Origin of the sequence: Actinomyces oris, assembly GCF_006546825.1 — a bacterium.
GTDB lineage: Bacteria > Actinomycetota > Actinomycetes > Actinomycetales > Actinomycetaceae > Actinomyces > Actinomyces oris.
The window spans coordinates 527,985-553,453 of the sequence record NZ_VICC01000001.1; the positions used below are offsets into that span (position 1 = coordinate 527,985).

Consider the following 25,469-nt stretch of genomic DNA (forward strand, 5'->3'; position numbering starts at 1 on the left):
ATGTCTATGTCATACTCTTCTCTTGCCGTTATTGGATTTGGATGCGATCTCCCTGGTGGTTCTAATGGTGCGGAGTCGTACTGGGACACCATTATTCAGGGGCGTAGTGGAATTAAAAGCGCGCGCGATCAGCGATGGAACTACAGTGGGTATCTAGATGCCGACCGCACTGCACCAGAGCGCACGTATTGTGGACTTGGGGGGCTGTTAGACGACTTTACTGTACGTCCCGGTAGGTGGTGCTCCTACGCAGCGGTTGAAAAACTCAATCGCACGCAAATGCTCATTCTAGATACAGCGATTCAGGCACTCGGCATGGCAGGGATGGTGCCGGGAGACAGCAGGCTGAAGGAAATTTCTCTCATTGTGGGAAACATGCTGGCCGACGAGGCGTACGATCATGAGGTTCTTGGCGAGATCGCCAGGCTCGCTCTCCAGGAGGCTGTTCCGGACCCTGAAGAACGTCGGCCCTACGAGGCCAGCCTCGATCATTCACTTCCGGTAGTGGATGCTAATGCCGATTCTGTCGGAGTGGTCCCGTCTGCTCTTGCGCATCCGGTCGCCACGTTACTTGGTTTGCAAGATAGGGCTCTTGTTGTCGATGGAGCTTGTGCATCCGGTTTGCTGGTCGTTGACGCGGCTGCTCGTTATCTACATGATCGTACCTCTCCTTTTGTTCTTGCCGTTGGGGCAATGGCGAACATGGCGATCACAGGAAACGTCAGCTTCTCCAAAATTGGTGGTCTCTCGGAAACTGACTCGACACCCTTGGATGAGAACGCTTCGGGGCTTGTTCCCGGCGAGGGTGCTGGAGCCGTGCTGCTGTGCCCGTTAGCCTATGCACTAGAGCATGGGATGACGGTATATGGAGTGATCCGTGGTAGCGCGACTCGTACTGATGGTCGTGGTAGGGCAATATATGCCCCTAACATGCGAGGCCAGGTGTCGGCCATGAGGCAGGCAATGGAGGGCGGTAACTTCGTTGCTGATGATATCGATCATATCGAGACGCATGCAACTGGAACAAAGGCGGGAGATACGGAGGAGCTGCTTTCTGTCAAGGAAATCGCTTCCGGTCGTTGCTCAGGTCCAGTATCTTTAGGGTCGGTTAAGTCACTTACGGGGCATGGTTTCCCGGCTGCAGGCATAGCCAATCTTGTTAAGGTTCTGCTTTGCATGCAGCATGAGTGCTTCGCGCCTGTTCATGGCGTGAAGACACCTCACAAGCTCATCAGGGAGAATCCCGACATTTTTGCTCTTCATCGAGAGTCTGCTACATGGCCTGTTAGTGATTCCCGGCCTCGTAGAGCGTTGGTCAATGCATTCGGTTTTGGTGGAGTGAACTCGTCGGTCTGCGTTGAGCAGTTTGATAAGCAGTACCACGCCAATCTCGTAAGAGCGGAGTCTGACGCTGTGCGGCCATCCGGGAACGGCCGAGCCGTAGCTATTGTCGCTACCGGGCGCTGTCAGGCGACTGCCATGGACAATGGTACACTTCTTGATGACGACATTGACTTCGACTGGCGCTATTTTAAGGTTCCTCCGGTCCTGGTTCCGCATATGGATGGCGCACAGCGTCTGGCCCTGGAGGCGACAAGGCGCTTGCTTGCTGAAAGGCAGATTGATCCGGATCGTTGTGGGATAGTGCTAGGGCAGCCTGCGGGTCTTGAGGTTCTCGCTCGTCGGTCGTTCAAGATCAGACTTCCTGAAGTTGTTTCAGCGCTGCGTTCCACTCAAAGTGTGGACAGTCGAGACATCGAAACCGTAGTCTCTGGTGTTGAAAAGATTGCCTCGTCTATTCCTGCAACAGTAGAGGCGTCTCTGCCGGGGTATATGGACAACATTGTTGCCGGCCGTCTTGCTAATGTCTTCGATGTTCGTGGGCCATCAATGGTCTTGGATGCCGGAGAAGCATCGTTTGCGGCGTCTGTTGACCTCGCGGCTCGCTATCTTGATGCAGGGGAGTGCGATCAGATGATCGTGGGTTCCGCTTTTGCGTCGAGGTCCCGTGTGCATCGAGCTGCAGGCTTGGCGTCTCAAGGCCGTAACGCTTCCGTTATGCTCGTGCGCTCTCTTGAGTGGGCGCGGAAGCATCCAGAGGAGGTCTTGGCTGTTGTTGAGGTGAAGACTGTTTCAGAGGTCGAACATGACGGAGGATTCAGTAACTCGGCGAATGCTGGTTGGGTGCTCGAGACGATGGCCACTCCTCAAAACGACTCCGGTTGGAGTGAGCAAGCTACTGTTGCTCAGTCAGGTCGGAAGTTTGGGTACAGCGTGGGCGTCTATGGCACAGTACTCTCATATGACGAGAAGTCGGATGGCGAATCGGCATCAATGTCGACGAGCTTGCACCTGGCGGCAGCCGACTCTCCTGAAGAAGGCTTGCGTCTGCTTTCCCGTCCCGCCGTGGCGAACGCAGACAAGGAGAATGGGTGTGGTCGTTTTCGGATGGCCGTCCTGGACTCCGATATGGAGCTGGCCGAGGTGATCTGGAGGTTCCTCGGTCAACGCGGTCGAGAAGAGGAACTCGTCCGCAAGTAGATCGAGTTTTGATCTACTCGTGCGGGGCTCTCGATCGCCTTAGTCGGGAGCCCCGCACACCCCGTTTCTTACCTGGATGGTTATCTATATCATGCCATGAGGCGGTTATATCAACTTCGGCTTATTCCGCGAATGACGACGTCTAGAAGAATATTGTAGGCATCGTCGTCGAGTGTTGTTACGTGATCGGAAGAGCTTCGCGCAGCGGATTGGTGCTGCCATTCAATGAATATCGCACCTTGAACGCTGGCCCATATTGCTTCAGCTAGTTTTCTTGGGTCATCTTTGATGAAGACACCTGCCACTTGCCCGTACTGGACGATGTGGATGAGTTGTGTGAAAGCATCGTGAGCGGCAGGTCCCGGGCGAGTGACCCACATCAGTTCATAGGCTTGAGGGGTGGCCAGCATGAGTTGGCGAACGACGATGCCTGCTTGACGGAGGCGAGTTTTAGGATCTTGTTCTGCTATCTCGCGCAATCGACTGACCATGACGGAGAAGTGTTGCTCGGCAATAGCATCGAGGATGCCTTGCTTGTCCCCGAAGTGGTTGTAGATGCTGGCCGGCGACACGTGTGCCTGCGCTGCCACAGCGCGGATGGTTACCGCCTGCACGCCTTTGTTCTCCAGGAGGTCCGTGGCCGCCTGAACGACGGTGGGCACTAGTTTTTTTGAGGATGTGCGAGTGGTGCGGCTTGTCGGCTGTGAAGCCATGGGTCCCCCTTTTATGAGAACGACCTATGGTGAGGTGGGCGAATTGTTATGTTGCTCATGATACTCGGCGTCGAAGTCCAGCGTTGTTGGGCTTTTTGAGGCGCGTAACACGGCGGTCGTCGGGATGAGGGGCTGTCCGCTACCAGCCTGGCGTTCGTAGATGGAGGAGGTCGTTGTGGGGAGCGGTGTTCATGGTCGTTGGCGGGGCGCGCTTCTAGCCTCGAAGCATGAGCTACGACCTCCTGATCTTCGAGCCGGACTGCGCGACCGATGAGGACTTCCCCCGGTGGTGGGAGCAGGCGGTCGCTCAGTGGGATGAGCCGGGCGACTTCAGTACCATCGACGGCTCCACCCCGGCGATCAGGTCCATCTACCGCGACCTCATCCGCACCTTCCCACCGTTCAACGGCCCCGACGCGCTGAGTGATGACGAGGTCGATGCGCGTCTCGCCCAGGGGTTGCCGGTCGCCGACTACACCATTGGCGAAGACTTGGTCTACGTCGGTGTCAGCTGGTCGGCCGCCAATGCGCTGGTGACGACCGTCAGCGAGCTCGCCTGGACGCACCGGCTCGCCGTGGCGTACGTCAGCGACGACGGAGCGATCGTGCGGCCACCGGACCAGCCGGCGCAGCCCGCCTCCAGCGTCCGGGTGGACTACGTCGTCCAGCACGCCACAAGGTGAAACCGGCCGCGTGAGCGCGGCGGCCGACACCCACCTACACATTAGTGATCCCATTCAGTGGAGCAACTACTGAGACATCTCCTTATTGTTCGGCTATAGTTGCTGACAGGCGGTCATCTCGTCGTCGCGGCTGACAGCGGTCAGCAGTACCCACGGCGCCCTGACCGGCTCAGGCGCACCTCGCGCGTCGCGACACCCCGGCCCGCTGGCCGAGCAAGGAGATACTCATGAACGACACCAACCTGCCCGAGACCCCTCAGGACGGTGCTCCCGCCGGCTGCCCCATGTCCCGCGCCGGCCTCGGCGAGCACCTGCCCAGCCGCAACAACGCCGTCGGCCAGGGCCGCATGACGATGGCCAACGGCTCGCCCGTCTACAACAACCAGGACTCCATGACCGCCGGGCCTCGCGGCCCCGTCGCCCTCCAGGACGCCTGGCTGCTGGAGAAGCACGCCCACTTCAACCGCGAGGTCATTCCCGAGCGCCGCATGCACGCCAAGGGCTCAGGCGCCTGGGGCACCTTCACCGTCACCCGCGCCATCCCCCAGCTCACCCGCGCCGCGATCTTCTCCGCCGAGGGCAACCAGTGCGAGCTCTTCATGCGCTTCTCCACCGTCGCCGGCGAGCGCGGGGCCGCCGACGCCGAGCGCGACATCCGCGGCTTCGCCATGCGTTTCTTCACCTCCGAGGGAAACTGGGACGTCGTCGGCAACAACACCCCCGTCTTCTTCTTCCGCGACGGCAAGAAATTCATCGACCTCAACCACGCCGTCAAGCGCGACCCCCGCACCAACCTGCGCAGCCCCAACACCAACTGGGACTTCTGGACCAGCCTGCCCGAGTCGCTCCTCCAGGTGACCATCACCATGTCCGACCGCGGCATCCCGCTGTCCTACCGCTACATGCACGGCTTCTCCTCGCACGCCTACTCCTTCATCAATGCCGAGGGCGTGCGCACCTGGGTGAAGTTCCACTTCCGCTCCCAGCAGGGTCTTGCCAACCTCACGGACCAGGAGGCCGCCACCGTCATTGCCGAGGACCGCGAGTCCAACCAGCGTGATCTGTACGAGTCCATCGAGAAGGGCCAGTACCCCCGCTGGACCATGTACGTCCAGACCATGACCGTTGAGCAGGCCGAGGCCCTGACCGACTTCAACCCCTTCGACCTGACGAAGATGTGGCCCAAGGCGGACTTCCCCTTCCAGGAAGTCGGCGTCCTCGAGCTCAACAGGAACCCCGACAACTACTTCCAGGACGTCGAGCAGGCCGGCTTCACGCCCCAGAACATCGTGCCCGGCATCGGATACTCGCCGGACCGGATGCTCCAGGCCCGCCTCTTCTCCTACGGTGACGCCCAGCGCTACCGCCTCGGCGTCAACCACCACCAGATTCCGGTCAACTCCCCGCGCGGCGTCGCCTGCCCCCATGGCTTCCACCGCGACGGCGCCATGCGGGTGGACGGCAATGCCGGGTCCCAGAACGCCTACGAGCCCAACTCCTACGGCAACTGGCAGGACTCGCGCGAGCTCTCCGAGCCCGTCCAGGCCGGAGGCGACGTCGCCATGTACGACTTCCGCGAGGACGACCACAACTACTACACCCAGCCCGGCATGCTCTGGCGCGCCATGACGCCCGAGCAGCAGCTCGTCCTGTGCGAGAACACCGCCCGCGCCATGGGTGACTCGACCCTGCAGATCAAGCACCGCCACATCTTCAACTGCTACCACGCGGACCCCGACTACGGCCGTGGTGTGGCCCAGGCTCTGGGCATCGACATCGACAGCGTGGACCTCAGCGGCGCCACCGCCGACTCCTACGAGCTGTGGCTCGCGCGCAACCGCGCCAACGCCGAGCTCGATGTCCCGACGTCGCCCGCGGCCCCCGCCTCGGCCGCGAACCTCGGTCCGGCAGGCCGCGACACGAACGTGGCTGACCCGACCACCCTGACCGACCCGATGAACGACCCCTACGTGCTCTGAGCACTGCGTCCCGGTGCCCGACGGTGGCCCGCCATCTCCCAGCGGAGGCGGTGGGCCGCCGTCGGGGATCGCTGTGGGGAGCGGTGTCCATGGTCGGGCGGTGGGTGCGCTACTAGCCTCGGGGCATGAGCTACGACATCCTGATCTTCGAGCCGGCGGCGGTCTCAGACGAGGAATTCCCGCAGTGGTGGGAACAGATCTCCCGTTGGGAGGAGCCGCGCGACTACTACACCACCGAGGGCTCTACCCCGGCGATCAGGTCCTTCTACCGAGACCTCATACGCGTCTTCCCTCCGTTCAACGGCCCCGATGCGCTGAGCGAGGAGGAGCTCGAGGAGCGGGAGGCCGAAGGGCTGCCGGTCGCCGACTACACCATCGGCGCTGACTTCATTTACGTCGGTGTCGGCTGGTCGGATGCGAACGCGCTCGTCAAGATCGTCGGCCAGATGGCCTGGACGCATCGGCTTGCAGTCGCCTACGTCAGTGATGACAGTTCGATCGTCCGGCCGTAGCGGCGGGCGGGGCCGCGGCGCCACGCTGACCTCTCATAAGCGCGGGTGTCTTGTCCGATAACTACCGACTGGTTAGGCTTCTCGTATCTGCTGGAAGGGTTCCCGCATCAAAGGAGACGACCGTGAAACCCGCACGAGCAACCCAGCTCCTCATGACCGCGGGTCTCGCCGTGGCGACGGTCACCGCTTGCTTCCCAGTCCAGCCCCAGGGTGCGGGCCCGGGGGCTGCTGCTCTGTCGACCAGTGTCGGCACCGAGCAGGCATCCCCCGGCGGCCCGGCCAGTGCGGCGGCCTCGGTGCCGCCGGCCGGTAATGCCTCCGTGCCGGCGGCACCGTCGTCGAGCATGGGGGAGACGACCACTGCTGCCCCGTCCGGTGAGCCCTCCGCCTTGCCGAGCGAGACCGCCGCCTCCCCGTCCGACGCCGCAACCGCCTCGCCCTCGCAGCCCTCCGAGGGCTCGGGTCGGGGGCGCTCCGAGGTCGAGATCGACGGCTGGAACGTCGACTTCTTCGAGGGTTTTGATGCCTCTATTGAAGACATTGGTTGGGAGCAATACGGCGGTAAGCCTGTCGGCCAGGGGGCCATGGGCATGAGGTTGAGGAGGGACTCCTTCACCCAGAACGGCGAGCTCATCATCCGCACCCAGTACCAGGATGGTCAGTGGAGCGCCGGTGGTGCCTCGACCAACAAGGTCTTCGCGGCTTCGCGCGGCCGGTGGGAGGTGCGCGCCAAGTTCCCCCGGGCAAAGGGCATCGGGTATGCGATCCTGTTGTGGCCCGAGGACCAGGAGTGACCGCCGGAGATCGACTTCGTCGAGGGGCGCTTCCATGGTCCGCCGGTGGTGGGCACCTACCACTGGGGTGATGCCACTCCGAAGGGACACAAGCAGAAACAAGTGAGCCGCGATAACCCTGACATGGGTGGTTGGCACACGTACGGTGTCATCGTGGAGGACGAGTACATTGCCTTCACCTTCGACGGTCAGGAGTGGGGCCGGATCACTCGGGACGACGTCGGTGAGAACATCTCCAGCAAGCGGATGTTCTTCGGGGTCCAGAGCGGGGCGATGGATCCCAACGACAAGAACGCCCAATGGTACGAGACCGTCGACGGCGGTGTCCCCGGCCCGCTCACTCCGGCCGTCTCCGACATCCAGATCGACTACGTCGCCCACTACACCAGGGGGTAGCTCGGCGCGTTGCGCAGCGCCCTGACTGGTGAGCTCACGTCCCTTGAGGCGATTCACCTGGCGACTGCGACGCTGCTTGACGACCCTCGCCACCCGGTCACGGTTCTGACTCATGACGCCCGCTTGGCCGACGCCGCCCGGTCCCGAGGCCTGGGCGCGATCGACCCGTTGGGCTATAGCACCTGATAGACCTCCTCGAAGGGCAGGCGCGGGTTGCGCTCCTGGTAGGCGTCTGGCCCTGGGTGACCGACGTTGATGACCAGCAGCACCTCCACGTCCTGACCGGCGAAGAACTCGGCCGCCAATGCCTCGGCGTCATCGCCGTTCATGGGGCCGGCTGCCAGCCCGACGGCGCGAATCGCCTGGATGACGTAGGCCGTCTGGATCAGTGCTGAGGTGCGCGCCCAACGCGCCCGCATCTCCGCCCCGCCCTCCTCCAGCAGCCGCTGGTAGCGCTCGCCGCGCGGGTGCAGCCGCGGTAGGGACCCGGCGAAGGACCGATCGGCTGCGCAGACGAGGGTGAGAGGCGCCCCCGCGGCCTGCTCGCGATTGCCGCGAGGAAGACAGGGCAGTATCCGCTCCCGGGCGGCGGGGGACTGCACGGCCGCCACCCGCAACGGCTGGGCGTTGACCGCTGTCGGCGCCCACTTGGCCAGCTCGTGGATCGCCCGCAGCTGGGCGTCCGTCACCGGTTCGTCGGTGAAGGTGTAGGCGGTGCGTGCCCCGCCGAACAGCAGCGAGGCATCGGACTCGGTCAGGACGGACTCGCCGGGCACGGGGCCCGGAACCGGAACGGGGGAGACGACTGCCATGCCTCGATTGAAGCACGTGCCGTCTCCCCCGCGGTGGAATGGCCGGTCGGGTACCGGCCCTTCGGGCGGTGACCAGTCCTTAGGCAGCCTTACTGGCCGCCGCCCGATGCTATGGATGATGTCTCCCGAGGTGTTCTTGTCGTTGCTCTGTGCCTCCTCCCTTCCTGCTTCTTCTGTCTTTCCTTGGCCAGGTGGGCGGGTGTGCGCCGTCCTGTGGACATCAGACAACACGAGGGGATGTTGTGGTGGTGTTGAGGCTATTGCTTATGTCGTTGCAACATGCGAACCCTCTGGGACATCTCGGTGGGTGCGTCGACGCTGCAGATATGTGACTGCGGCTTACGGGTGGCGGTGCCGTGGCCTGCTCAAACGCATGGCCCTGACCAGGGAGGCAACCAGAAGGGTCACGGTGATGGCTACTGCTCCGCTGCCTCCGATCGCCAGACCCAGCCACGGGCTGGCGGTGGTGCCCGCAATCGTGGCCAGGCCGACGACGACCATCGAGATGCCCGCGCTGCGGCTCATCGAGCGTTGAGCGACGATGAGGGCATTGAGCCAGGAGTCATTCGTCTCGACGTCGGACTGCGCGATGGGGAGATAGATGCCCAGAAGGACCAGCAGGGCGCCCAGGCTCATCGCCACCAGCGTGAGCGCGGAGGTCTCGGAGCCCGTGTGGAGGCCGACGACGAAGACGTGCATGGCGCACATCACTAGGCAAAGCCCGGCCTGCGTCGCGGTGCGGACCCGTGCGGCACTGCGGTCGTAGCGGGGCATTGGCATGCTGGTGAGGGAGGAGAACTTCGTGTTCACCCAGGGGCTGATCGCCATCAGTGAGGAGACCAGCACGAGGGTCACCGGCATTGCCGACGCGCTAAAGCCTCGGGGGATGATGCTCGCGCCGTGGCTGCCGCCGGCCTCCCGTGTGACGATGGTGGGCGCCATCTCCGGCCAGTGCACGGCGCTCCAGGCGATCATGAAGGCCAGGGCGATCGCCGCAGCGATAACAACTCCGGCGGGAAAACGAGTTGGGCGGTTCTCGGTTGTCATGGTTCTCTCCGTTCCTGAGCGAGGCGGACGGTGGGATCGGGGGCTTTGAGCGTGCCGCCCAGGGAGGCGAGCAGCAGCATGGCCTCGTCAATGAGGGTGAGGTTGACGCGGTACTGGATCTCGGTGCCGCGGCGACGGGTGTCGACCAGCTCGGCCTCGCGCAGCGTGCGCAGGTGGCCCGACAGGGTTGATCCTGAGACGCCGACGGCGTCGGCGATCTCGCCGACCTTGACGTAGTCGTGATCGCGCAGAAAGGCCAGGATCGCGCGCCGTGTGGGGTGCCCCAGGGCGGCGAAGACTCCTGATTCGGTATTTCGCGACATACCGAAATAGTACTCCGGGCGCCGTCGGCCCGCGCGTTGAACGAGCTGGAACGGGCCCGGAGCGGAAGGTGAGTGTGATGCGTTCAGTGCAGGAGGAGGGTCAGGAAGGCGCTGAGGTTGTTGAGGCAGTGGATGCTCGCCGGGTAGAGCAGGTTGCGGTCGGTCTTGACATAGAGCAGCCCGCAGCTGAGCCCGAAGAAGGCGTGCGGGATGACGCTCAGTACCTCGGAGAGCGCGAACGAGTGCATGTGCAGCGCACCGAACAGGACGCTGGAGACGACAACAGCCACCCAGGTCGGTGCGAAGCGCTTGATGAGCCCAATGAGGAGCTGACGGAAGAACATCTCCTCCACAATCGGCCCCACGATCCCGAGCACGACGACGATGATGATCGGCGGGAACATCTGAATGACTTCGGCAACGCTGGCGTCATTCTGCAGGATTGTTCCGGACAGGCCGGCGAGGTTGAGCAGGGCCGAGGACGCCAGGCCGCCGACGAGCTCGATCACCAAGGTGGCGAGTCCGCCCACGATGAGAGTGAGGACGGCCCGCCGCTTACGGGCCGCAACCTGACGGGCGGCCCGGGCTAGCGGGTGGCGGAAAGCGACGCAACCGACGGCGAAGAGAGCGATGTAGAGCGCGAGGCCGGTTGCGGGGCCGGCGTCCCCAGGGATGAGAAAGTGACCGAGGTGGAGGGGGAAGAAGAAGGCGTAGACGCTCGTGAAGATGACCAGCGCGACGGTGCTCAGTCGGTCGGGCCGGGTGCTTGCGGTCGGAGCCGAGACCGGAGCAGAGTCCGACGGCGAAGGATTCGGTACTCCGAAGGCGGTTGGCGTCTGCTGGGGCAGGGACGTGCGGGAGGTGCTCATGGCCGGAAGTGTGGGGCGGCCGGCCTGTGAGCCACATCGCCCCGGCGGCTGAGCCTCGGTGCGCCCCTCGGACCCTGGTTCGTCAGACTCCGGTTCGACTCTCTAAGCCTTGCTGAGCTGCCTGAGCGCATGTGTGGTCGGCTGTCGTGGGGTTGGAAGACTGTGCACTAAGCGTAAAAATAAGGGACAATTGTCAAGCAGTCGCATTTCAGTTTCTACTCCCAGCAACAGTGAAAAATGTGTGTATCAATGCGATTGCATTTTATGGCTGCGTGAGTTATTACTGCCTCTGGAGTGCTTCAATTCTATCGGCTAGCCGCCCACCATCCCTTCTCCTGACTCGAGGCTCTCGTGAACGCGCCCTTTTTGTCCCCTATTCCTCCCATATTTTCCCGTTCGTCTGTTTCATCAGTGTCTTCCTCGACGTCGAAGCGGCGGGGGCTGTTGAGGACCTCGGCTCCCCTGCTCCTCGCCCTGGTTCTTGGCGTCGGGCTCGCCGGCTGTGACGACACCGCCAGCACCAGCAGTGATGCTCCGTCTTCGACTGCGCCGGCCGAGTCGCAGCAGGACTCCGGCAGTGACGGCTCCGCTGACTCCGAGGAGGCGCCTGCTGAGGAGCCCGCTGCGAAGCCGACGGACGACTCGTCTGGCGGGAGCGGCTGGTTCGGTGGCAGTGACTCGGGCTCTGGAGAGGGCTCCCAGGGGGAGACGACCCCCGAGCCTGAGCCTCAGAAGGAGTTCTACGCCAACTGTGACGACGCCAAGGCTGCCGGGGCTGCACCGATGTACAAGGGTGACCCTGGCTATCGGCCCGAGCTGGATCGGGATAAGGACGGCATCGCCTGCGATCAAAATAAGTAAGGCCTGACTATTGCTGCGGCGAGCCAATGTCGGCTCTTGCTACTCCAGATCTCATTTTCGCGTGTCCCGTCATGCCGCGTCGAGTGCTATGCGGCATGACGTGGCGTAACGCATTGTCTTTCACTTTTCCTTTTCGAGGCTCTCATGAAGAATTTTCCTGTCTACTCCGTCTTTTTGCGATCGTTCCACGCCGGTGCTGGTCGGCCGGCAACTCCGATGTCCTGTCGCCAGAAGGTGACGCTGAGGTCGGTGTCTGCGGCCCTTGCCATGGCGACCTGCGCCGGCCTGGCCGGGTGCGGGGTTCCATCCGTGGCTGACGATGTGGACTCGCCGGTACCGGCACCCTCGCCGACGGCGACTGCTTCGGCGTCGCCGTCACCCACTCCGACTCCCTCTCCGTCGCCTACTCCGAGTCCCACCCCATCCCCGACCCCGAGTCCTACGCCGTCGCCGATTCCGACGACGCAGGCCCCGCCCCCCGAGCCCTCGACGCCGCCTGAGACGCAGGAGCCCGAGCCGACGCCGGAGGCGGATACGCAGGGTGGCGGTGGTGGGGCGGCTCCCGCACCCGCTCCGGAGCCGAAGCAGGAGAGCACGTACTACCCCAACTGCAAGGCTGCAAAGGCAGCAGGCGCTGCTCCCTTGTACCGAGGTGATCCCGGGTATCGCGAGGACCTGGATCGAGACAAGGATGGCGTCGCCTGCGAAATCAAGTAAGGTCCCGTCGAGGTCTGCCGTCTCGAGCGGTGGTGGCGCGAGAGTCTCCCCGGCTCCATGTGCGTCGTTCGCAACGTCCAGGCGTCGCGAACGGCGCACATCGGCTGGGAGCGGCCCGTGGGCTTAAGGCTTCGCTGACACTGCCTGAGGTGACTGGGCTGCCGACTGACGCTGGTTCGAGCCCTTACCGTGAGGACAAGTAGTTGCCGGGATTCCACACAAGCAGCCTCGTCTGGAACCCTGCCGCCGGGTACCCATCTACTCGGCCCGGGCTTCAGCGGATCTCTGGTGGTCCTTGGTCGCTGCGGTGACTGCGTGGGCTACGAGCCCTGCTGCATCGTCAGAGTCCTCGTGCTCCCAGATGTGGATAACCGTCCATCCAAGGGCGTTGAGCTTCTCATCGGTGTCACGGTCGCGGGCCTGGTTCCTCGCGATCTTCCACCTCCACCACTCGGAGTTCCGGCCGGGCATGGTCCCGTGCTCAGGGCAGCCGTGCCAGAAGCAGCCATCGACCTGTACTGCCACTTTCTTCCCGGGGAAAGCAATGTCGACCTTGCGACGTGGAATCCCCGGGACCTTGTACTGCACCCGATACCGCAGTCCTATCCGCCACAGCGCTCGCCGCAGTTCCATCTCAGGGGAGGTGTCACGCCGTGACAGGTTGGAGTAGCGAGTGCTCACCTTCGGATCGGCGGGCTTGTCTCGTGCCGGTTCGGGAGCGTGCAGCGGGTCGGACGAGGCATCATCCGATATCGCAGGCTGCATACATCACCTCGTCAGTAGCTTGCGGACCGCCTCATCAGGACTTGCTGGAGCGGCATCTACCGCATTGAGGATACGGCGGCCGGACGCTGTCGACTCGAGGATGTGGCGGTCGCGCTCACAGTGCATCTTGAGCACGTTCCAGACCACGCCTACGTTGACGCCGTTTCCCAGCTGCTTGTAGGTCTTGGCGTCAGGTTGGCCGGCAAAGGAGAACTCATCGGGGAACCCCTGAAGGCGGGCGGCCTCCCGAGGTGCCAGTCGGCGACGTTTCTTACCGACGATGCTGGTCTGTGTGATGGCGACAAGTGCGGGAACGTAGGTGGGCGGCTTCGCGCGCAGACCGGACGGGCGGAAGTGCATGAGGCAGTCCCAGAGAGACTCGATGTCCTGTGCCTGCCACTCGAGCTTGCGGCGCGACGGCGGGAAGTTCTTCACGCCAGAGGTGGTCTTCCATGCCTGGCACCAGGCCGCGTTGCCGGTGAAGAGCTGCGCGTTCTTGCGCAGGAAGTTCATCTTCCAGGCGGGAACGTCATCGAGCTCGCCCGACTCGATCTGGATCTCCAGGTCCTCGATTGTCTGCCACGCATCGACCCAAATGGGGAATCCAGGTAGCTTCTTCCCCGGATTGTGGTGGCGAAACCGCTGCACCCAGTCGTCCCAGGCGTAGATCCAGTCCTTCTCGGCATCCGACAGGTCGTAGCCCTCTACGTCAGCGAGCAGGTAGTCATCTATCTGCCAGTCGACTGGCCCATCCGCGTACAGCTCTCTAGGCCTCGCCACAGGCTGGGGTTCCGTTGACTCGATGCCGTTGGGGTCGTAGGTGGCGGTGATGAAGACTCGCTCCCTGACCTGGGGCCGCCCTCCCCGCTCTGGTCCGAGCTGATGTGGCGAGAGGATGGCGGGGGTGTCTGCGACGCGATACCCCTCCTCCCTCAGGGACTCGACGATGACCTCCCACTCGTGGGCGTGGCGCGGTCCGGCAAGATTCCGAACGTTCTCGAGGAGAAGCACCGTGGGGTGGCGCTCCTGGACGATCTTGAGGATGTTGAAGTAGAGCGTGCCCCGCACCTCGTCCAGCATCCCGGCCTGGGCGCCGGACTTAGAGAAGGGCTGACATGGGAACCCGGCGGCGAGGATGTCGTGGGGCTGGATCCTCTCGGAAACACCGTGTTCGCCCGCATCAACTGTGATGTCGCCGAGGGCACCGATGCCCCAGTTCTGCTCGTAGATGCGGGCGGCGTCCTTGTCGATTTCTACCGCGTAGGTGCATTGGCCGCCCATCCCAGACAGGGCCGCGTGGAAACCCCCGATACCCGCGAACAGGTCAACGTAGTAGAAGGGGATGGTAGGCACGGAATAAGCTTAGCCGGTTGAGAGCCAAAAGCCGGCCCGACCTCACGAAACTGCAGAAGATCACAAAGTCGTTACTGAAAGGTGTCGCCTATATGTCGAGTATTGCGATGCGCTGCCGAGCATGGCCACGGATCGCACCAGGCTGTCGGAGCGCAACAAATAGGCGCGGACCAGATGAATACTGACAAAAACACGCGACTGCAGAGGTGACTCGCTGTAAGGGCAACAGTGTGGTTGCTGATGGCCATCCTGTACCGATCGCACTTATCGTAAGATCTGTCCATACTAACGAAACGGACCCCTGTTGGGGTGCTCAGCTACGTTCTAGTCAACATCCGGTGAAGCGGGCTCAACAGGACTACGATCCAGGCTGACGCATCTGCAACGCAACGCTCAAAAGCCCAGGAGGCAGAATCAGTGTAGAGCGTAGCTGGACCAACCGCAGTTCAGCAGAACGGACCGAAATCAACCAACTGAAGGAATTAATGAGGTCACCCAACCGCTCGTCCCAGCATCATGGGCAAAACCAATCATACTAGCCATGCCGTTCTAACCACACCTGTCCCTATCAACTAAGGTAATCAACAATGGATGTTGATGAGTCTATGAGCAGTACTCAGTTATCCGGCTACCAAAGTGCTGCTAGCAAAGCTAATGCTGTCGCGAGGATGTACTTTCTCGGGAATCAGCCAGCTGAGCCGCTGGGCCCTGGAAGTAAGGAAAAGAAATCGGCGCTAGTGTCAATGGGGCGATTCGTTGGCCTTGAACTCGACGATGTTGCCGGGAAAGGCGAATGCGGACGACTCATCGCCGAACGACTGCAAGTTACCTGGGGCGCGGACTGTGTGTCCTCGGGTGACACGGTGACATTAAAAGGACTGAATCTACTAATTGATTCCGCTGTGAAGTTACAGTTGAAATCGGGTAGGCGACCGTGGCGGGCCTTTGTGCGCGACATCATGGCCTTGAATCCGGCACCAAAATGGAACGACATTGAGGAGACGAGCATGCAAGAAGCAATCTCAGAATTGGAAGTAGACATTCTTGAACAAATTAAGGGGTTGATGCAACCTGGGCTAACCCCAAAGGGAGTGGAGGTAACCAGCGGCACAGATTCCGTTTCAGTCGCTGAAATGACAGAAGGATCTTGGCGCAGTCTTCTTGTCGATGTGCAGGGGTGGCTACATCTTCCTGAAGAGATCGACACAACTTCGACAGAGGCTGCGGATCGGTCATTGGCAAAACTGCTTGGACTGAAGAATCCAGAAAACGCGTCCACTGAAGAGCTTCTGACGACACTACTGAATAGACTAGAGAAGGCAAACGAATTACGTGAGGAGTTCATCGACGCCCTAGAAGACGAGACCGAAGGCACTGTTACGTTGGCGACAGCTTCGGCTGAATGGGTTGAAAAATGGGAAGACGTCGAAGACTCACAAGAAGTAGAGACTAGCGGACCTATTATAGCCGAAGCCAGCGTCTGGCCTATTACGGAATTTCGTGAGCATGCAAATGAGGAAGACCTCAACCTATCCCCCTCTTACCAAAGAGCAGATGTTTGGCCGACAGGAGACGCACAGCTACTTATTGAGTCTATTCTCAGAGGAATCCCACTTCCATCTGTAATCTTGCTGAAGACAAATGATAATGAGGGGGATCACTTTGAGATCATTGATGGAAAGCAACGCTTGACCTCCATCCTTAGATTCACGGCTTCACACCCACGAGCCCTGGACAACGTTAGAGGCAAAGCCAAGAAGTGGGGAGTCGACGAAGATGATCTCATCGATTGTTTCCAAAGCGATTACGCCAACAGTTTCAAAAAGCAATGGCGTTCTCATGAAACAACGAGACTGACTACAGCGGTTGAGCGGGCTATGTACTTCCCATTTCCTCTCAGAAAGGGAAGCAGATCTACGTTGATGGGTGAACTAGAGCAGGTACAGGGGAGATACTACTCAGAAATTCGAATGCTGACAATTCCGGTTGCGGACGAAACTAAAAAGGTCAGAGACCTTTTCGAAAGGCAGTCGAAGTACCGCATCCCCGTAATTATCTACAGCGAAGCATCCAGCAAGCAAATCCATGAGGTGTTCAGTCTATACAATCGGCAGGGTAAACGTCTCAACGCCGAAGAGATTCGGAATGCTGCGTATCATGAGCTAGATTTCATGCGAGCGCTGCTGGTAACGAGCGGAGATGCTGATGAACCTGAAAAGGTCGCCCCATTCCTCATGGAGTCATGGGAACAAATTTCTTCGACAGGTGAAGCGTTGGGAGACGCCAACGGAACTTATGCAATGAAAACCGCGGGATACAAACGTACCAAAGCGTTGTCCTGGGTTGTTGCTGCACTCCTTGTCGAAGATGGAGGCATAGGAGGAAGATCGACGGCTAACCAAATTAACGCACTTCTTAAACGAATTCAGGAAAATCCAAGTGATCCTCTGAGGGACCGGCACCGTATTCTTAAGGTCATGGAGATGCTCGATGGCGCGATTGATGCTCACCAGATCCTTCCCGACGAAACGTGGAGTGCCCCGTTTAAAACCAGCAGCAGGTGGCAAGAGTTGCAGTTGGTTTCTTCATTTATCGCTCTAGCTGCCGCCTATAGTGTGCGTAAAGACAAGTTGGAGGACGATGTCGATGATGCTGTGTACGCGATTCAGGAGGCTTCTAAAGCATGGAAGCGACCGAGCAAAACTCAGTCTCGACAGCAGTGGCAGTTCATCGGGAAGGTTGCAAAAGAATTCCTTGAGGTTCTAGATATCTCTGTGGAAGAGGCCGACGATACTATACGGCGAACCTATGGAACATCTGGACTTGCAGAACTGGCATACTTGAGTTGCGAAGAGAATCGGTGAGTACATGGTTCTTCCGGAGGTCTCGGCAGAAGAAAAATATACGCGCATCAGCATAGGATGGCAGGAGCGCTATAATCAGGTTCTCGAGAATTATGCCTACCCCAGCGGGCAGGTCATTAAGGATGATTCTGCCTACATATGCGACAGAGCCATTCTGCCTACGGGCGATTCTCGTTGGCCCAACACGCGCTATCGAAGTGGAATCGTCATTGGCGCTATTCAATCTGGGAAAACGGCATCCATGATTGGATTCATGGCGCGCGCACTCGACAAGGGTGTGAATGTCATTGTTATACTTGCTGGTAGGCAGACAGCATTATGGCGCCAGACTATGGATCGAGTGCGCTCTCAACTTCTAGGGGGAAGTTCGTCGCTAGGGGAATGCGTGTTTATCCCGTCTATGCGTTCAGGAGGTGAACGCTATGCCGTCAAGGGCGCCTACGCCATTAACGAAAAACGGGCAGAACGAGCATTTCGGAAAAGAACTCCCATTGTGTTTGTTGCGATGAAAGAGGTCAACCATCTTGCCTCGGTGAGTCGTATTCTTAGCAACAACGTATTCCCTGCTGCTGCCAAATGCGGTGTAGACGTCAATCTGCTCGTTATTGACGATGAGGCGGATGACGCTTCCATAGCCGACGACCAGGTGAAACCTGATGGTGATTCGTTACAAGAAATCAAGAGAATTCCGTTCGGGATTCTCGATCTTTGGGCAGATAGTGCGGTGCCAACGAGAACCAAAGCAGAACATGTCTATTCTACGTACATTGCCTACACGGCGACGCCCCAGGCAAACTTTCTTCAGAACAGCGAGAATCCGTTGGTTCCGAAAGACTTTGTTGCGGCGCTACGCACACCCGGTGCGTCCGGAATGTTGTGTCCCCGGGAGATCACGTACGATGGAGGAAATGTAAGGAACTGGTATATCGGGGCAGATGTCTTCTATGGTCCTCTCGCAGACTGTTTCTGCAGCCTGATTGATGAATCTATTCCGCCCGATGATAACGAGAATGCGGCTGCAGACGTAGGTAGAAAAAATGGGTCAGCGTCTATCACCATAGAGTGCGTTGACGAAGAGCTACTCAAACGGGGACTGCGGGCCTACATCATAGCCGCAGCAATATCGACGATTCGGTCAGGAAAGTTGGGCCCGAGTACTGCCGCCGGTATGACATTCAGTTCGGTCAGTGAGATTAAAAATAAAGTGGCCCCTGTTACGTCGATGCTGATCCACCCCTCAGCCGACCTAGACGATCACTTCAGCGTAAAGGACGCAATTACCTATTGGTGGGATGGAGACGGAGGAAAGACCGGCGAAGGAGTGATTAGTGATCTTGAATCTCTACGGCAGGCTTGGATAAATCAGTATGAGGAGTATCGTATCTCGGCCTCGAAAATTGCGAAAGAGTATGCCGATAGGTTTGATATTGTTGATTTACCAACCTGGAGCGAAGTCGAAGAGGTGATAAGGCAAGAAATCGTTCCGTGCACTAGGATTGACGTCATCAATAGTCGTCCGGATTCAGATGAAAGACCGCAGTTCGATCCACGAGCGGACAGCTGTGGAGTTTGGCGTCCTCCGGTCAACCAGTCATCTATTTTTATTTCTGGTAACGTGATGTCTCGCGGTCTGACTTTGGAAGGTCTGCTTACGACGGTGTTTCTCCGGTCATCGAATAGCCCGGTCGCCGACACTCAGATGCAGATGCAGAGGTGGTTCGGGTATCGGGGAAGGACATTAGATCTTTGTCGCGTGTACCTTACCGGAGAACAATTGAATTTGTTCTCGGAGTATGCTGAGGCTGATCGAGTTCTCCGTCAACAGGTAATTTTAGCGATGCGTGCCGATGAATCTCGGCTCCCGGGTGTGGTGGTCCTTCAAGGACGAAGTTTTCGTCCTACCAGCAAGGTGTCGTCCTTGACGACCAGTACGCTCTCGCCGGGACGCAGGCCAGTCGTGCGGTATATGAATCATCCAACAGACGACATTGAGAATCAGCGCCTTGTGAGAGATCTATTTCTTGCGGAAGACGCAGGTGTTGTGGGTGTCCCAGGCGGGCTGGTGACATCTGCGAGTTATTCGATCATGACCGTGGCAGATGTACTTGATAAGTTGAGATACAAGTTTCACGGCCAGGAGGCAGATGAACTTGAAAAATGGAATGCTGCTGCGAGACTAGTCGGTATCCATCCAACTGAATCCTGCTACCTCCCCCTGTATCGTGCTCCGGCAGTCAATGATGCAAAGGTCTACCTAGGAGGTAGGTCGCCATACTCGTTAGCTGCCTACCTAAGACTGTGGTCTGCCAGCATTGGACGGAAGGTAGACGGACTCATGACTGATGAGACTCCGCCTCAGCGATGGAACCTTAAGTACTCTGCGTCAAAGGACATGCAACAGCCTAGATTTCGGTTTGGCTTGAGGTATGGGTCGGGTGCGTCTATACACGTGGGTCCGTTTTTCGAGTTGTCGACACGCTATGGAGTACCGGTCAAACCGATGCGAAGGAAGGTCTCTGGCTGCGAACTGGAAGCAGAGTGGGGGGCTAGGCGTGCAATTGAGCATGGATATGCTGGAGACGATGTGTTTGATGCAATTGTATTGGATCAGCCTGTCAGAAGGCTCGAAGATGGGACTCGTTGTGAGGGAGAACTAGGCCTCGTACTTTTCCAGTTGATTGATCGAGGGGAGGGTGAGGCTTCGTTGTCGGTAGGTATGAGCATCCCGGCGGGCGGGCCCGACTATGTACGTGCGGCTAACAATAGAAATCGGAGATAGGTATGTGTAACGATATCGATACTGGTGCTACATTTGAGGTGTTAAGGAAAGCAGTCTCTGATGCCCGGCGTGCTCAAGGGAGAGATCAACGGTTTGTGCATTGGGTCGGTGATGGCCGCAAGCTTGCATATGCTCGCGACCATCGGGGTCGATTGGAACTGTTCATTTCTAAAGAGCCGTTGGAATCTCGCGTAGACTCTGTTGCTCGGCGGCTGGACTTGAATGTCTGGAGAAGTGATGATGGCGGGGTTTTGCGTGCGAATCGAATCGTGTTTCCGGCTGGGGAGCACGTAGACGCGCTGTTTACCGCAATTTTGGTCGAACTTTTACGACAGGGTATTCAGCTAGATGCCCAGAAGGCATTTTCGGCTACGGAACGTCTTATCGCTTTAGCATTTAAAAGCGGGGACAGAAGGGTGAATGCCCTCACAGGCCTTGCCGCTGAACTCTCGTTGCTGGAACGCCTGGTCAGGTCGCGGCGCTTTTCAGACGACGAGATTGGTCATGTGTGGACAGGTCACTCTCAATCCAGTAGAGATTTTGTGCTTGGTGACGTTGGCGTGGAAGTTAAGGCCACGACGCAAGGGGTCAGTCGGCACCACATCCAGGGGTGGTATCAAGTAGAGTCAGGGGTATCTGTGGGCGATGATGTGTTCGAGTCACGTCTTTTCCTGCTTTCTGTGGGTATTCACTGGTTGCCGGTTGGCGTGGAGGGGCGAACGGTCGAGGGTGTCCTGATGGGGATGCGAGGCGAGCTTTCTGACCATGTCTGGCAGGGCTTGATTCAGTCAGCTTGCCGATATTGTGGTGAGAACTATGTTTTCGATGTGCGCGGATTGAAGTCAGAGGAAGCGTTTCGACGTCCGTTCCAAGTAGGGTTTGTGAGGATGTATGATCTGAGTCACGATCGAATTGATCTTCTTCGTAGTGCGGATGTTCACAAACATGCGCATGTAGTGGGGGATAGTGTGTCGTTTGATATTGTTTTACCGGAATTTATTGATGGCGCCAACCCAGTTTCTGGGTGGTCGGCGGTTCTGGGTGTTCTTACTGATTCCCGCGAGTAGGGGAGATAACGCCGTTGCCTGCTTCGGCTCGGACTTTGGTGGGCGGTGGCTGGGGCGACCTGTGGCGTCCTGACCCTCATCTGTCGGCCCGCACCAGCCGGACGATGCCGGCGGCCTGGGCGGCCGTCGTCCAGGCCAAGATGATGAGTCCGGCAGAGGTGACGTCCGCCCGGGATGTGCCGGCTGCCAGCCAGATCTGGGCCGCTTGGCCGGGGAGCCAGCGGGCGGCGTTGCCCAGGAACACGGCCAGTTGCGGGGCCAGAATCACCAGCACCACAGCCGCCGTCGAGGCACCGATAACGCTGCGCAGCGCCGCACCGAGCCCAGCCGACAGCAGCAGCACCGCCGTCAACCAGACCGCGGTCCTTCCGCCGGCCCACAGTGCCGCCGTCGACATCGCCGGACACGCCGCCAGACTCGCCCCGACCAGGACGCTCGCCACCACCAGTCCCGTACCAGTCAGTACCATGAGTCGCGTCGTCGCCAACCGACCCCGTGCCGGTGTCACCAGCAGACTCGTCATGCCCTGCGCCGTGGAGTGCTCGCCGCCAGCCGCGGCCACCCCGGCCGCTACGAAGCCGATCTGCACCGCCAGCGTCCACACCGGAGCGACCTCCTCGAAACCGAGGCCCCGCCTATCCACCACGTCATGCAGAACTGACATCATCGTGGCGACCGCAGCCCCGCCCGCCACCGCCGCCGACCACCACATCGCCGGCAGCGTCACCACCTTCACCAGCTCCGCGCGCAGCGCCCGCCCCCAGACGGTCGCCACCCCAGCGGTGGCCCTCACCCTGCTGGTCGCACCGGCCCCGCTCATGCGTCCCGCCTCATCCACACCCAGCAGCACACCGCCGCGCACCCGACCGCCCACGCCGCGCAGACGGCGGCCGCCATCGGGATCGACAGCAGCTCGACGAGCCGGTCGTAGTTGAGCGTCGTCGGGTTTGCAATGAGCCGCACCGCCGCCGTGTCCGGCAGGAACCGGGCCGCATCGGTGGACTTGATGAGCAACACCCCCGGCGAGAGCATCGTCGACATCGCGACGAGGACCGTCATCGACACCAGCGCGCTGCGCGTCACCATCGCCAGCGTCATCGACGCCATCGCCGAGAACACCCACCACGTCAGGATCCCCGTCAGCATCCACCAGGGCACCGACTCGAAGGGCACGTTCGCCCCCAGCAGGTGCCGGCACAGCGCGAAAGTCCCCGCCCACGCCACCGCCAGCAGCACCGTCGCTGCCCCCATTACCACGAGCAGCTTCGCGGCCACCGACGCCCCGCGCCGCGGCAGCACCAGCATCGTCGTCGCCACCTGACGCGGAGCGCTGGAGGCCCCGCTCGTGCGCGGGTCACTCGCGTACTCGCTGACCACCACACTCACCGCCAGCACCACGATCCCCGTCGTCCCCACGTACAGCCCGATGACGCCGACGTCGCCCAGCCGCGCCGGCGCATCCGGGTCGCCCGCCGCCAGCCGCGCCGCCAGGTCATGGTTCGTGTAGTACTCGATCAGGAGCGGCAGGACGATCGCCAACGCCACCCCCAGCCAGGCCCCCGGCAGACCCACCGTCTTGCGCACCTCCGCCTTGAGGGAGCGCACCAGCGCCGTCGCCGCGCTCATGAGCGGCCCCCGTCCTCGCGCTCTGCCCGGCCCGCCCGGCCGGCCCCACTGCCGGCCGCGCCCCCGGTCGGGGCGGTCAGTGAGAAGAACGCCTCCTCCAGGTTCGCGTAACCCGCCGCGACCTCCTCCAGCGTCCCGGCCGCCCGCACCCGCCCGCCGGCGATGACGACAACGTCGTCGGCCACCTCAGCCAGCTCGGCCAGAACATGACTGGACAGCAGGACCGTGCCCCCGGCATCGGCCCGCTGCCGAAGCAGCCTGCGGATCCACCGGATCCCCTCCGGGTCCAGGCCATTGACCGGCTCGTCGAGGACCAGCACCTCCGGGTCACCCAGCAGCGCCGTCGCCAGCCCCAGGCGCTGCCCCATTCCCAGGGAGAAGGTGCGCACCCGCCGCCCGGCCGCCTCACTCAGCCCGACGACGTCGAGCACCTCAGCCACCCGACGCCGACTGATACCCGCACCCGCGGCCACCCAACCCAGGTGACCGCGGGCCGTGCGCGAGGGATGCGCGCCCGAGCCGTCGAGCACCGCCCCCACTGTGCGCAGCGGCTCACGCAGCTCGCGGTAGGGGCGCCCGCCGATGAGCGCCCGCCCACCGTCGGCCCGGTCCAGACCCAGTAGACACCTCAGGGTTGAGGACTTCCCGGCACCGTTCGGCCCCACGAATCCGGTGACGCGGCCCGGACGGGCCTCCAGGCTCACGCCGTGAAGCACCTCCCGCGCCCCGTGCCGCTTGACGAGGTTCTCAATAGCGATCATGGGCCAACTCCAGCGCGCCGAGCGGCAGCGCGCATCGGCCGCCCAGCCGAGGTGGTCCCGCCACATCAGACCCAGGTCCGTCAGACCCCGGTTCGATGAAGCGTCCGAGCCGCCTTCCTAGACTGGCCGCGTGCCAGCCCCCGACGTCCCACCGCGCCACTCGCCGCTCGGGCGCGCCATCACCGGGCTGACCGTGATTGTTCTTGGCCTGGGCACCCTGGTCGGCTACTCCCCGGATCCTTCTCGGCGCGCCCAGATGACGGTACTGCTCGTCATGGCCGGGCTCGTCGCCGCCTCCCTGTGGCTGCGGCGGCGCGACCGGCGTGCCCACGAACGGCGCCTGACCCAGGAGACCGCCGCGCGCGCCGTCGCCGAGGACCGCCTCGTCATCGCCCGCGAGCTGCACGACGCCGTCTCCGGCAACCTCGGCGCCATCACCGTGCGCTGCGCCGTGGCCCGGCGACTCGAGACCACCCCCGACGGGCTGCGAACCGCACTCGACGACATCGAGACCGCCTCCCGCGAGGCCACCGACGCGTTGCGGCGCATGCTCGCCGTCCTGCGCGACGGAAACAGGCCCCCGACGCCCGGGGCGCTCGCAGCGATCCCGGCGGGACACACACCGGCAGCCGGCCCCGGCCCCGTCAACAGTCTCGCCGAGAGCCTTCGGGAACTGATCGGCAGGGCCCGCCGCACCGGCGTCACCGTCGATCTCGACGCCGAGGCGCACATCGGCGCAGATGCGGGCGCTGCCCGAGCCGCAGCGATGACTGATGGTCTCCCGGCTCCGACGGCGCAGGCCGCTACCCGGGTCGTGGCCGAGGCCCTGGCCAACACCGCCCGCCACGCCGGCCCCACACGCGCCCGCGTGATCCTCCGTCGGGAGCCGGGATGGCTGCGCATCGCCGTCGTCGACGACGGGCCCGCAACCGGGTGGGAGCCTCACCCCGGGGCCGGGCAAGGACTGCGCGGACTTCACGAGACCCTGACCGCGCTCGGCGGAACCCTGACCGCCGGCCCCCGCGCCGACGCTCCCGGCTTCGCCGTCGAGGCCATCCTGCCCATTCCCGCCGACGACGCAGCTGGGGCCACCAGCAGCACCCGGCGTTCCGGAGACAGCACGGGCCCGGAACGCAGACCCACCAGTGAGTCACCGGATACCGATCCCAGGAGCGACAGGGGCAAGCCATGACGGAGCCCACCAATGCGCTGACGAACAAGACCGACAAGACCGGCGAGGCTCCCGGCGCCCCCATCCGGGTCCTCATCGCCGAGGACCAGGCCCTCCTGCGCACCACCCTGGCCGCCCTGCTCGAGGCCGAACCCGGCATGAGCGTCGTCGGCCTGGCCGAGGACGGTGCCCGCGCGGTCGCCCTGGCCACCGAGCTGCGCCCCGACGTCATCCTCATGGACATCCAGATGCCGGGCCTGACCGGCATCGAGGCCACCAGAAGGATCTGCGCCGACCCGGCGCTCGCGGCCACGCGCGTCCTCATCCTCACCATGTTCGAGATCGATGACTACGTCTTGGGAGCCCTGCGCGCCGGCGCCTGCGGCTTCCTGCTCAAGGACGCCGACCCGCAGTCCCTCGTTGACGCCGTGCGCACCGTCCATGAGGGGCAGTCGCTGCTCAGCCCCCAGGTGCTGGCCCGCCTCGTGGCCCGCATGCCGAGCACGACGTCGACCGGCACCTCCCGTAGCACCTGGACCGGTGAGGTCGAGGCCCTCACGCCCCGCCAGCGCGAGGTCCTCCTGCTCATCGCCCGGGGCTTGTCCAACAGTGAGATCGAGGTCGAACTCGGCATCACCCGGGCGACCTGCCGCAGCCACATCACCGCGCTCCTGGCCCGCCTAAATGCCCGCGACCGCGCCCAGCTCGTTATCGCCGCCTACGAGGCCGGCCTCATCAGCTCCCGCTGAGGTCCATTGGGACGATCTGGCTCGAGGTCGTACCTTAGGGCGTGAGATCGAGGGGTAAGGGTACGACCTCGAGACCTACGGTACGAC

The 25,469-nt window shown here is 61.7% G+C and carries 23 protein-coding genes; 13 read left to right on the plus strand and 10 right to left on the minus strand.

All coding sequences use genetic code 11. From position 1 onward, the window contains the following. Positions 1 to 2,541, plus strand: coding sequence for a beta-ketoacyl synthase N-terminal-like domain-containing protein (locus FK267_RS02180; protein WP_075378961.1), 2,541 nt, complete (start codon positions 1 to 3; stop codon positions 2,539 to 2,541). Between the two features lie 110 nt (positions 2,542 to 2,651). Here the strand turns inward: FK267_RS02180 and FK267_RS02185 are convergent, their stop codons facing one another. Next, positions 2,652 to 3,254 (minus strand): TetR/AcrR family transcriptional regulator, encoded by a 603-nt coding sequence (locus FK267_RS02185; RefSeq protein ID WP_075372097.1) that lies wholly within the window; start codon positions 3,252 to 3,254, stop codon positions 2,652 to 2,654. A 227-nt stretch (positions 3,255 to 3,481) separates the two neighbouring features. Between FK267_RS02185 and FK267_RS02190 the strand changes: the two genes are divergently transcribed. The 5 genes from FK267_RS02190 to FK267_RS13565 all read left to right on the plus strand — a co-directional run bounded on the left by FK267_RS02190 (position 3,482) and on the right by FK267_RS13565 (position 7,618). Further along, entirely contained in the window at positions 3,482 to 3,937 is a 456-nt protein-coding gene (locus tag FK267_RS02190; protein WP_075374190.1) for a hypothetical protein, read from the plus strand. A gap of 227 nt (positions 3,938 to 4,164) precedes the next feature. After that, positions 4,165 to 5,916, plus strand: coding sequence for a catalase (locus tag FK267_RS02195; protein WP_075374191.1), 1,752 nt, complete (start codon positions 4,165 to 4,167; stop codon positions 5,914 to 5,916). A gap of 125 nt (positions 5,917 to 6,041) precedes the next feature. Beyond that, positions 6,042 to 6,428 (plus strand): hypothetical protein, encoded by a 387-nt coding sequence (locus tag FK267_RS02200; protein ID WP_075378963.1) that lies wholly within the window; start codon positions 6,042 to 6,044, stop codon positions 6,426 to 6,428. Between the two features lie 122 nt (positions 6,429 to 6,550). Further along, a complete protein-coding gene (locus FK267_RS13560) occupies positions 6,551 to 7,222 on the plus strand; it encodes a LamG domain-containing protein (protein ID WP_232622487.1) in 672 nt (223 codons plus the stop codon). Between the two features lie 102 nt (positions 7,223 to 7,324). Next, complete coding sequence (locus FK267_RS13565) at positions 7,325 to 7,618, plus strand: LamG domain-containing protein (protein ID WP_332840074.1); 294 nt, start codon at positions 7,325 to 7,327, stop codon at positions 7,616 to 7,618. 173 nt (positions 7,619 to 7,791) lie between these two features. On the opposite strand, the gene FK267_RS02215 is transcribed toward FK267_RS13565, so the two are convergent. The 4 genes from FK267_RS02215 to FK267_RS02230 form a co-directional block, all read right to left on the minus strand. Then, a complete protein-coding gene (locus FK267_RS02215) occupies positions 7,792 to 8,430 on the minus strand; it encodes a malonic semialdehyde reductase (RefSeq protein WP_075375360.1) in 639 nt (212 codons plus the stop codon). Positions 8,431 to 8,769: 339 nt separating this feature from the next. Continuing rightward, the gene (locus FK267_RS02220) at positions 8,770 to 9,477 is read right to left on the minus strand and encodes a hypothetical protein (RefSeq protein WP_075375361.1); all 708 of its coding nucleotides are present in this window, start codon (positions 9,475 to 9,477) and stop codon (positions 8,770 to 8,772) included. Then, on the minus strand, positions 9,474 to 9,800 hold the full coding sequence (locus FK267_RS02225) for an ArsR/SmtB family transcription factor (protein ID WP_008732099.1): 327 nt from the start codon (positions 9,798 to 9,800) through the stop codon (positions 9,474 to 9,476). Before FK267_RS02225 ends, FK267_RS02220 begins: the two co-directional genes overlap by 4 nt. 83 nt (positions 9,801 to 9,883) lie before the next feature. Further along, complete coding sequence (locus FK267_RS02230; RefSeq protein ID WP_141406076.1) at positions 9,884 to 10,669, minus strand: CPBP family intramembrane glutamic endopeptidase; 786 nt, start codon at positions 10,667 to 10,669, stop codon at positions 9,884 to 9,886. Positions 10,670 to 11,113: 444 nt separating this feature from the next. Between FK267_RS02230 and FK267_RS02235 the strand changes: the two genes are divergently transcribed. Both FK267_RS02235 and FK267_RS02240 read left to right on the plus strand, forming a co-directional pair. Continuing rightward, positions 11,114 to 11,530, plus strand: coding sequence for an excalibur calcium-binding domain-containing protein (locus FK267_RS02235; RefSeq protein ID WP_232622488.1), 417 nt, complete (start codon positions 11,114 to 11,116; stop codon positions 11,528 to 11,530). 267 nt (positions 11,531 to 11,797) lie between these two features. Continuing rightward, positions 11,798 to 12,247, plus strand: coding sequence for an excalibur calcium-binding domain-containing protein (locus FK267_RS02240; RefSeq protein ID WP_141406267.1), 450 nt, complete (start codon positions 11,798 to 11,800; stop codon positions 12,245 to 12,247). Positions 12,248 to 12,505: 258 nt separating this feature from the next. On the opposite strand, the gene FK267_RS02245 is transcribed toward FK267_RS02240, so the two are convergent. Next, positions 12,506 to 12,928 (minus strand): very short patch repair endonuclease, encoded by a 423-nt coding sequence (locus FK267_RS02245; protein ID WP_232622489.1) that lies wholly within the window; start codon positions 12,926 to 12,928, stop codon positions 12,506 to 12,508. Positions 12,929 to 13,015: 87 nt separating this feature from the next. After that, entirely contained in the window at positions 13,016 to 14,365 is a 1,350-nt protein-coding gene (gene dcm / locus FK267_RS02250) for a DNA (cytosine-5-)-methyltransferase (protein WP_141406078.1), read from the minus strand. 587 nt (positions 14,366 to 14,952) lie between these two features. On the opposite strand from dcm, the gene FK267_RS02255 reads away from it, so the two are divergent. From FK267_RS02255 to FK267_RS02265, 3 genes are read left to right on the plus strand one after another with little or no spacing between them, the layout of a single operon-like run. Continuing rightward, entirely contained in the window at positions 14,953 to 17,229 is a 2,277-nt protein-coding gene (locus tag FK267_RS02255; RefSeq protein ID WP_141406080.1) for a DUF262 domain-containing protein, read from the plus strand. 4 nt (positions 17,230 to 17,233) lie between these two features. After that, the gene (locus FK267_RS02260; protein ID WP_141406081.1) at positions 17,234 to 20,008 is read left to right on the plus strand and encodes a Z1 domain-containing protein; all 2,775 of its coding nucleotides are present in this window, start codon (positions 17,234 to 17,236) and stop codon (positions 20,006 to 20,008) included. A gap of 2 nt (positions 20,009 to 20,010) precedes the next feature. Further along, complete coding sequence (locus FK267_RS02265; RefSeq protein WP_141406082.1) at positions 20,011 to 21,075, plus strand: PD-(D/E)XK motif protein; 1,065 nt, start codon at positions 20,011 to 20,013, stop codon at positions 21,073 to 21,075. Between the two features lie 76 nt (positions 21,076 to 21,151). On the opposite strand, the gene FK267_RS02270 is transcribed toward FK267_RS02265, so the two are convergent. Genes FK267_RS02270 through FK267_RS02280 form a run of 3 tightly spaced genes read right to left on the minus strand, consistent with a single transcriptional unit; the run spans position 21,152 to position 23,462 of the window. Further along, complete coding sequence (locus tag FK267_RS02270) at positions 21,152 to 21,895, minus strand: cupin (RefSeq protein ID WP_141406084.1); 744 nt, start codon at positions 21,893 to 21,895, stop codon at positions 21,152 to 21,154. Further along, positions 21,892 to 22,701 carry an ABC transporter gene (locus FK267_RS02275; protein ID WP_141406086.1) on the minus strand — a complete coding sequence of 270 codons (810 nt, stop codon included), beginning with the start codon at positions 22,699 to 22,701 and terminating at the stop codon, positions 21,892 to 21,894. The genes FK267_RS02270 and FK267_RS02275 overlap by 4 nt, the downstream gene beginning before the upstream one ends. Next, positions 22,698 to 23,462 (minus strand): ABC transporter ATP-binding protein, encoded by a 765-nt coding sequence (locus FK267_RS02280; RefSeq protein ID WP_141406088.1) that lies wholly within the window; start codon positions 23,460 to 23,462, stop codon positions 22,698 to 22,700. The genes FK267_RS02275 and FK267_RS02280 overlap by 4 nt, the downstream gene beginning before the upstream one ends. A 130-nt stretch (positions 23,463 to 23,592) precedes the next feature. Between FK267_RS02280 and FK267_RS02285 the strand changes: the two genes are divergently transcribed. Both FK267_RS02285 and FK267_RS02290 read left to right on the plus strand, forming a co-directional pair. Next, complete coding sequence (locus FK267_RS02285; protein WP_141406089.1) at positions 23,593 to 24,654, plus strand: sensor histidine kinase; 1,062 nt, start codon at positions 23,593 to 23,595, stop codon at positions 24,652 to 24,654. Next, positions 24,651 to 25,382: a response regulator transcription factor gene (locus FK267_RS02290; RefSeq protein ID WP_141406091.1), complete on the plus strand. Its 732-nt coding sequence runs from the start codon at positions 24,651 to 24,653 to the stop codon at positions 25,380 to 25,382. Before FK267_RS02285 ends, FK267_RS02290 begins: the two co-directional genes overlap by 4 nt. Positions 25,383 to 25,469 lie beyond the last annotated feature (87 nt).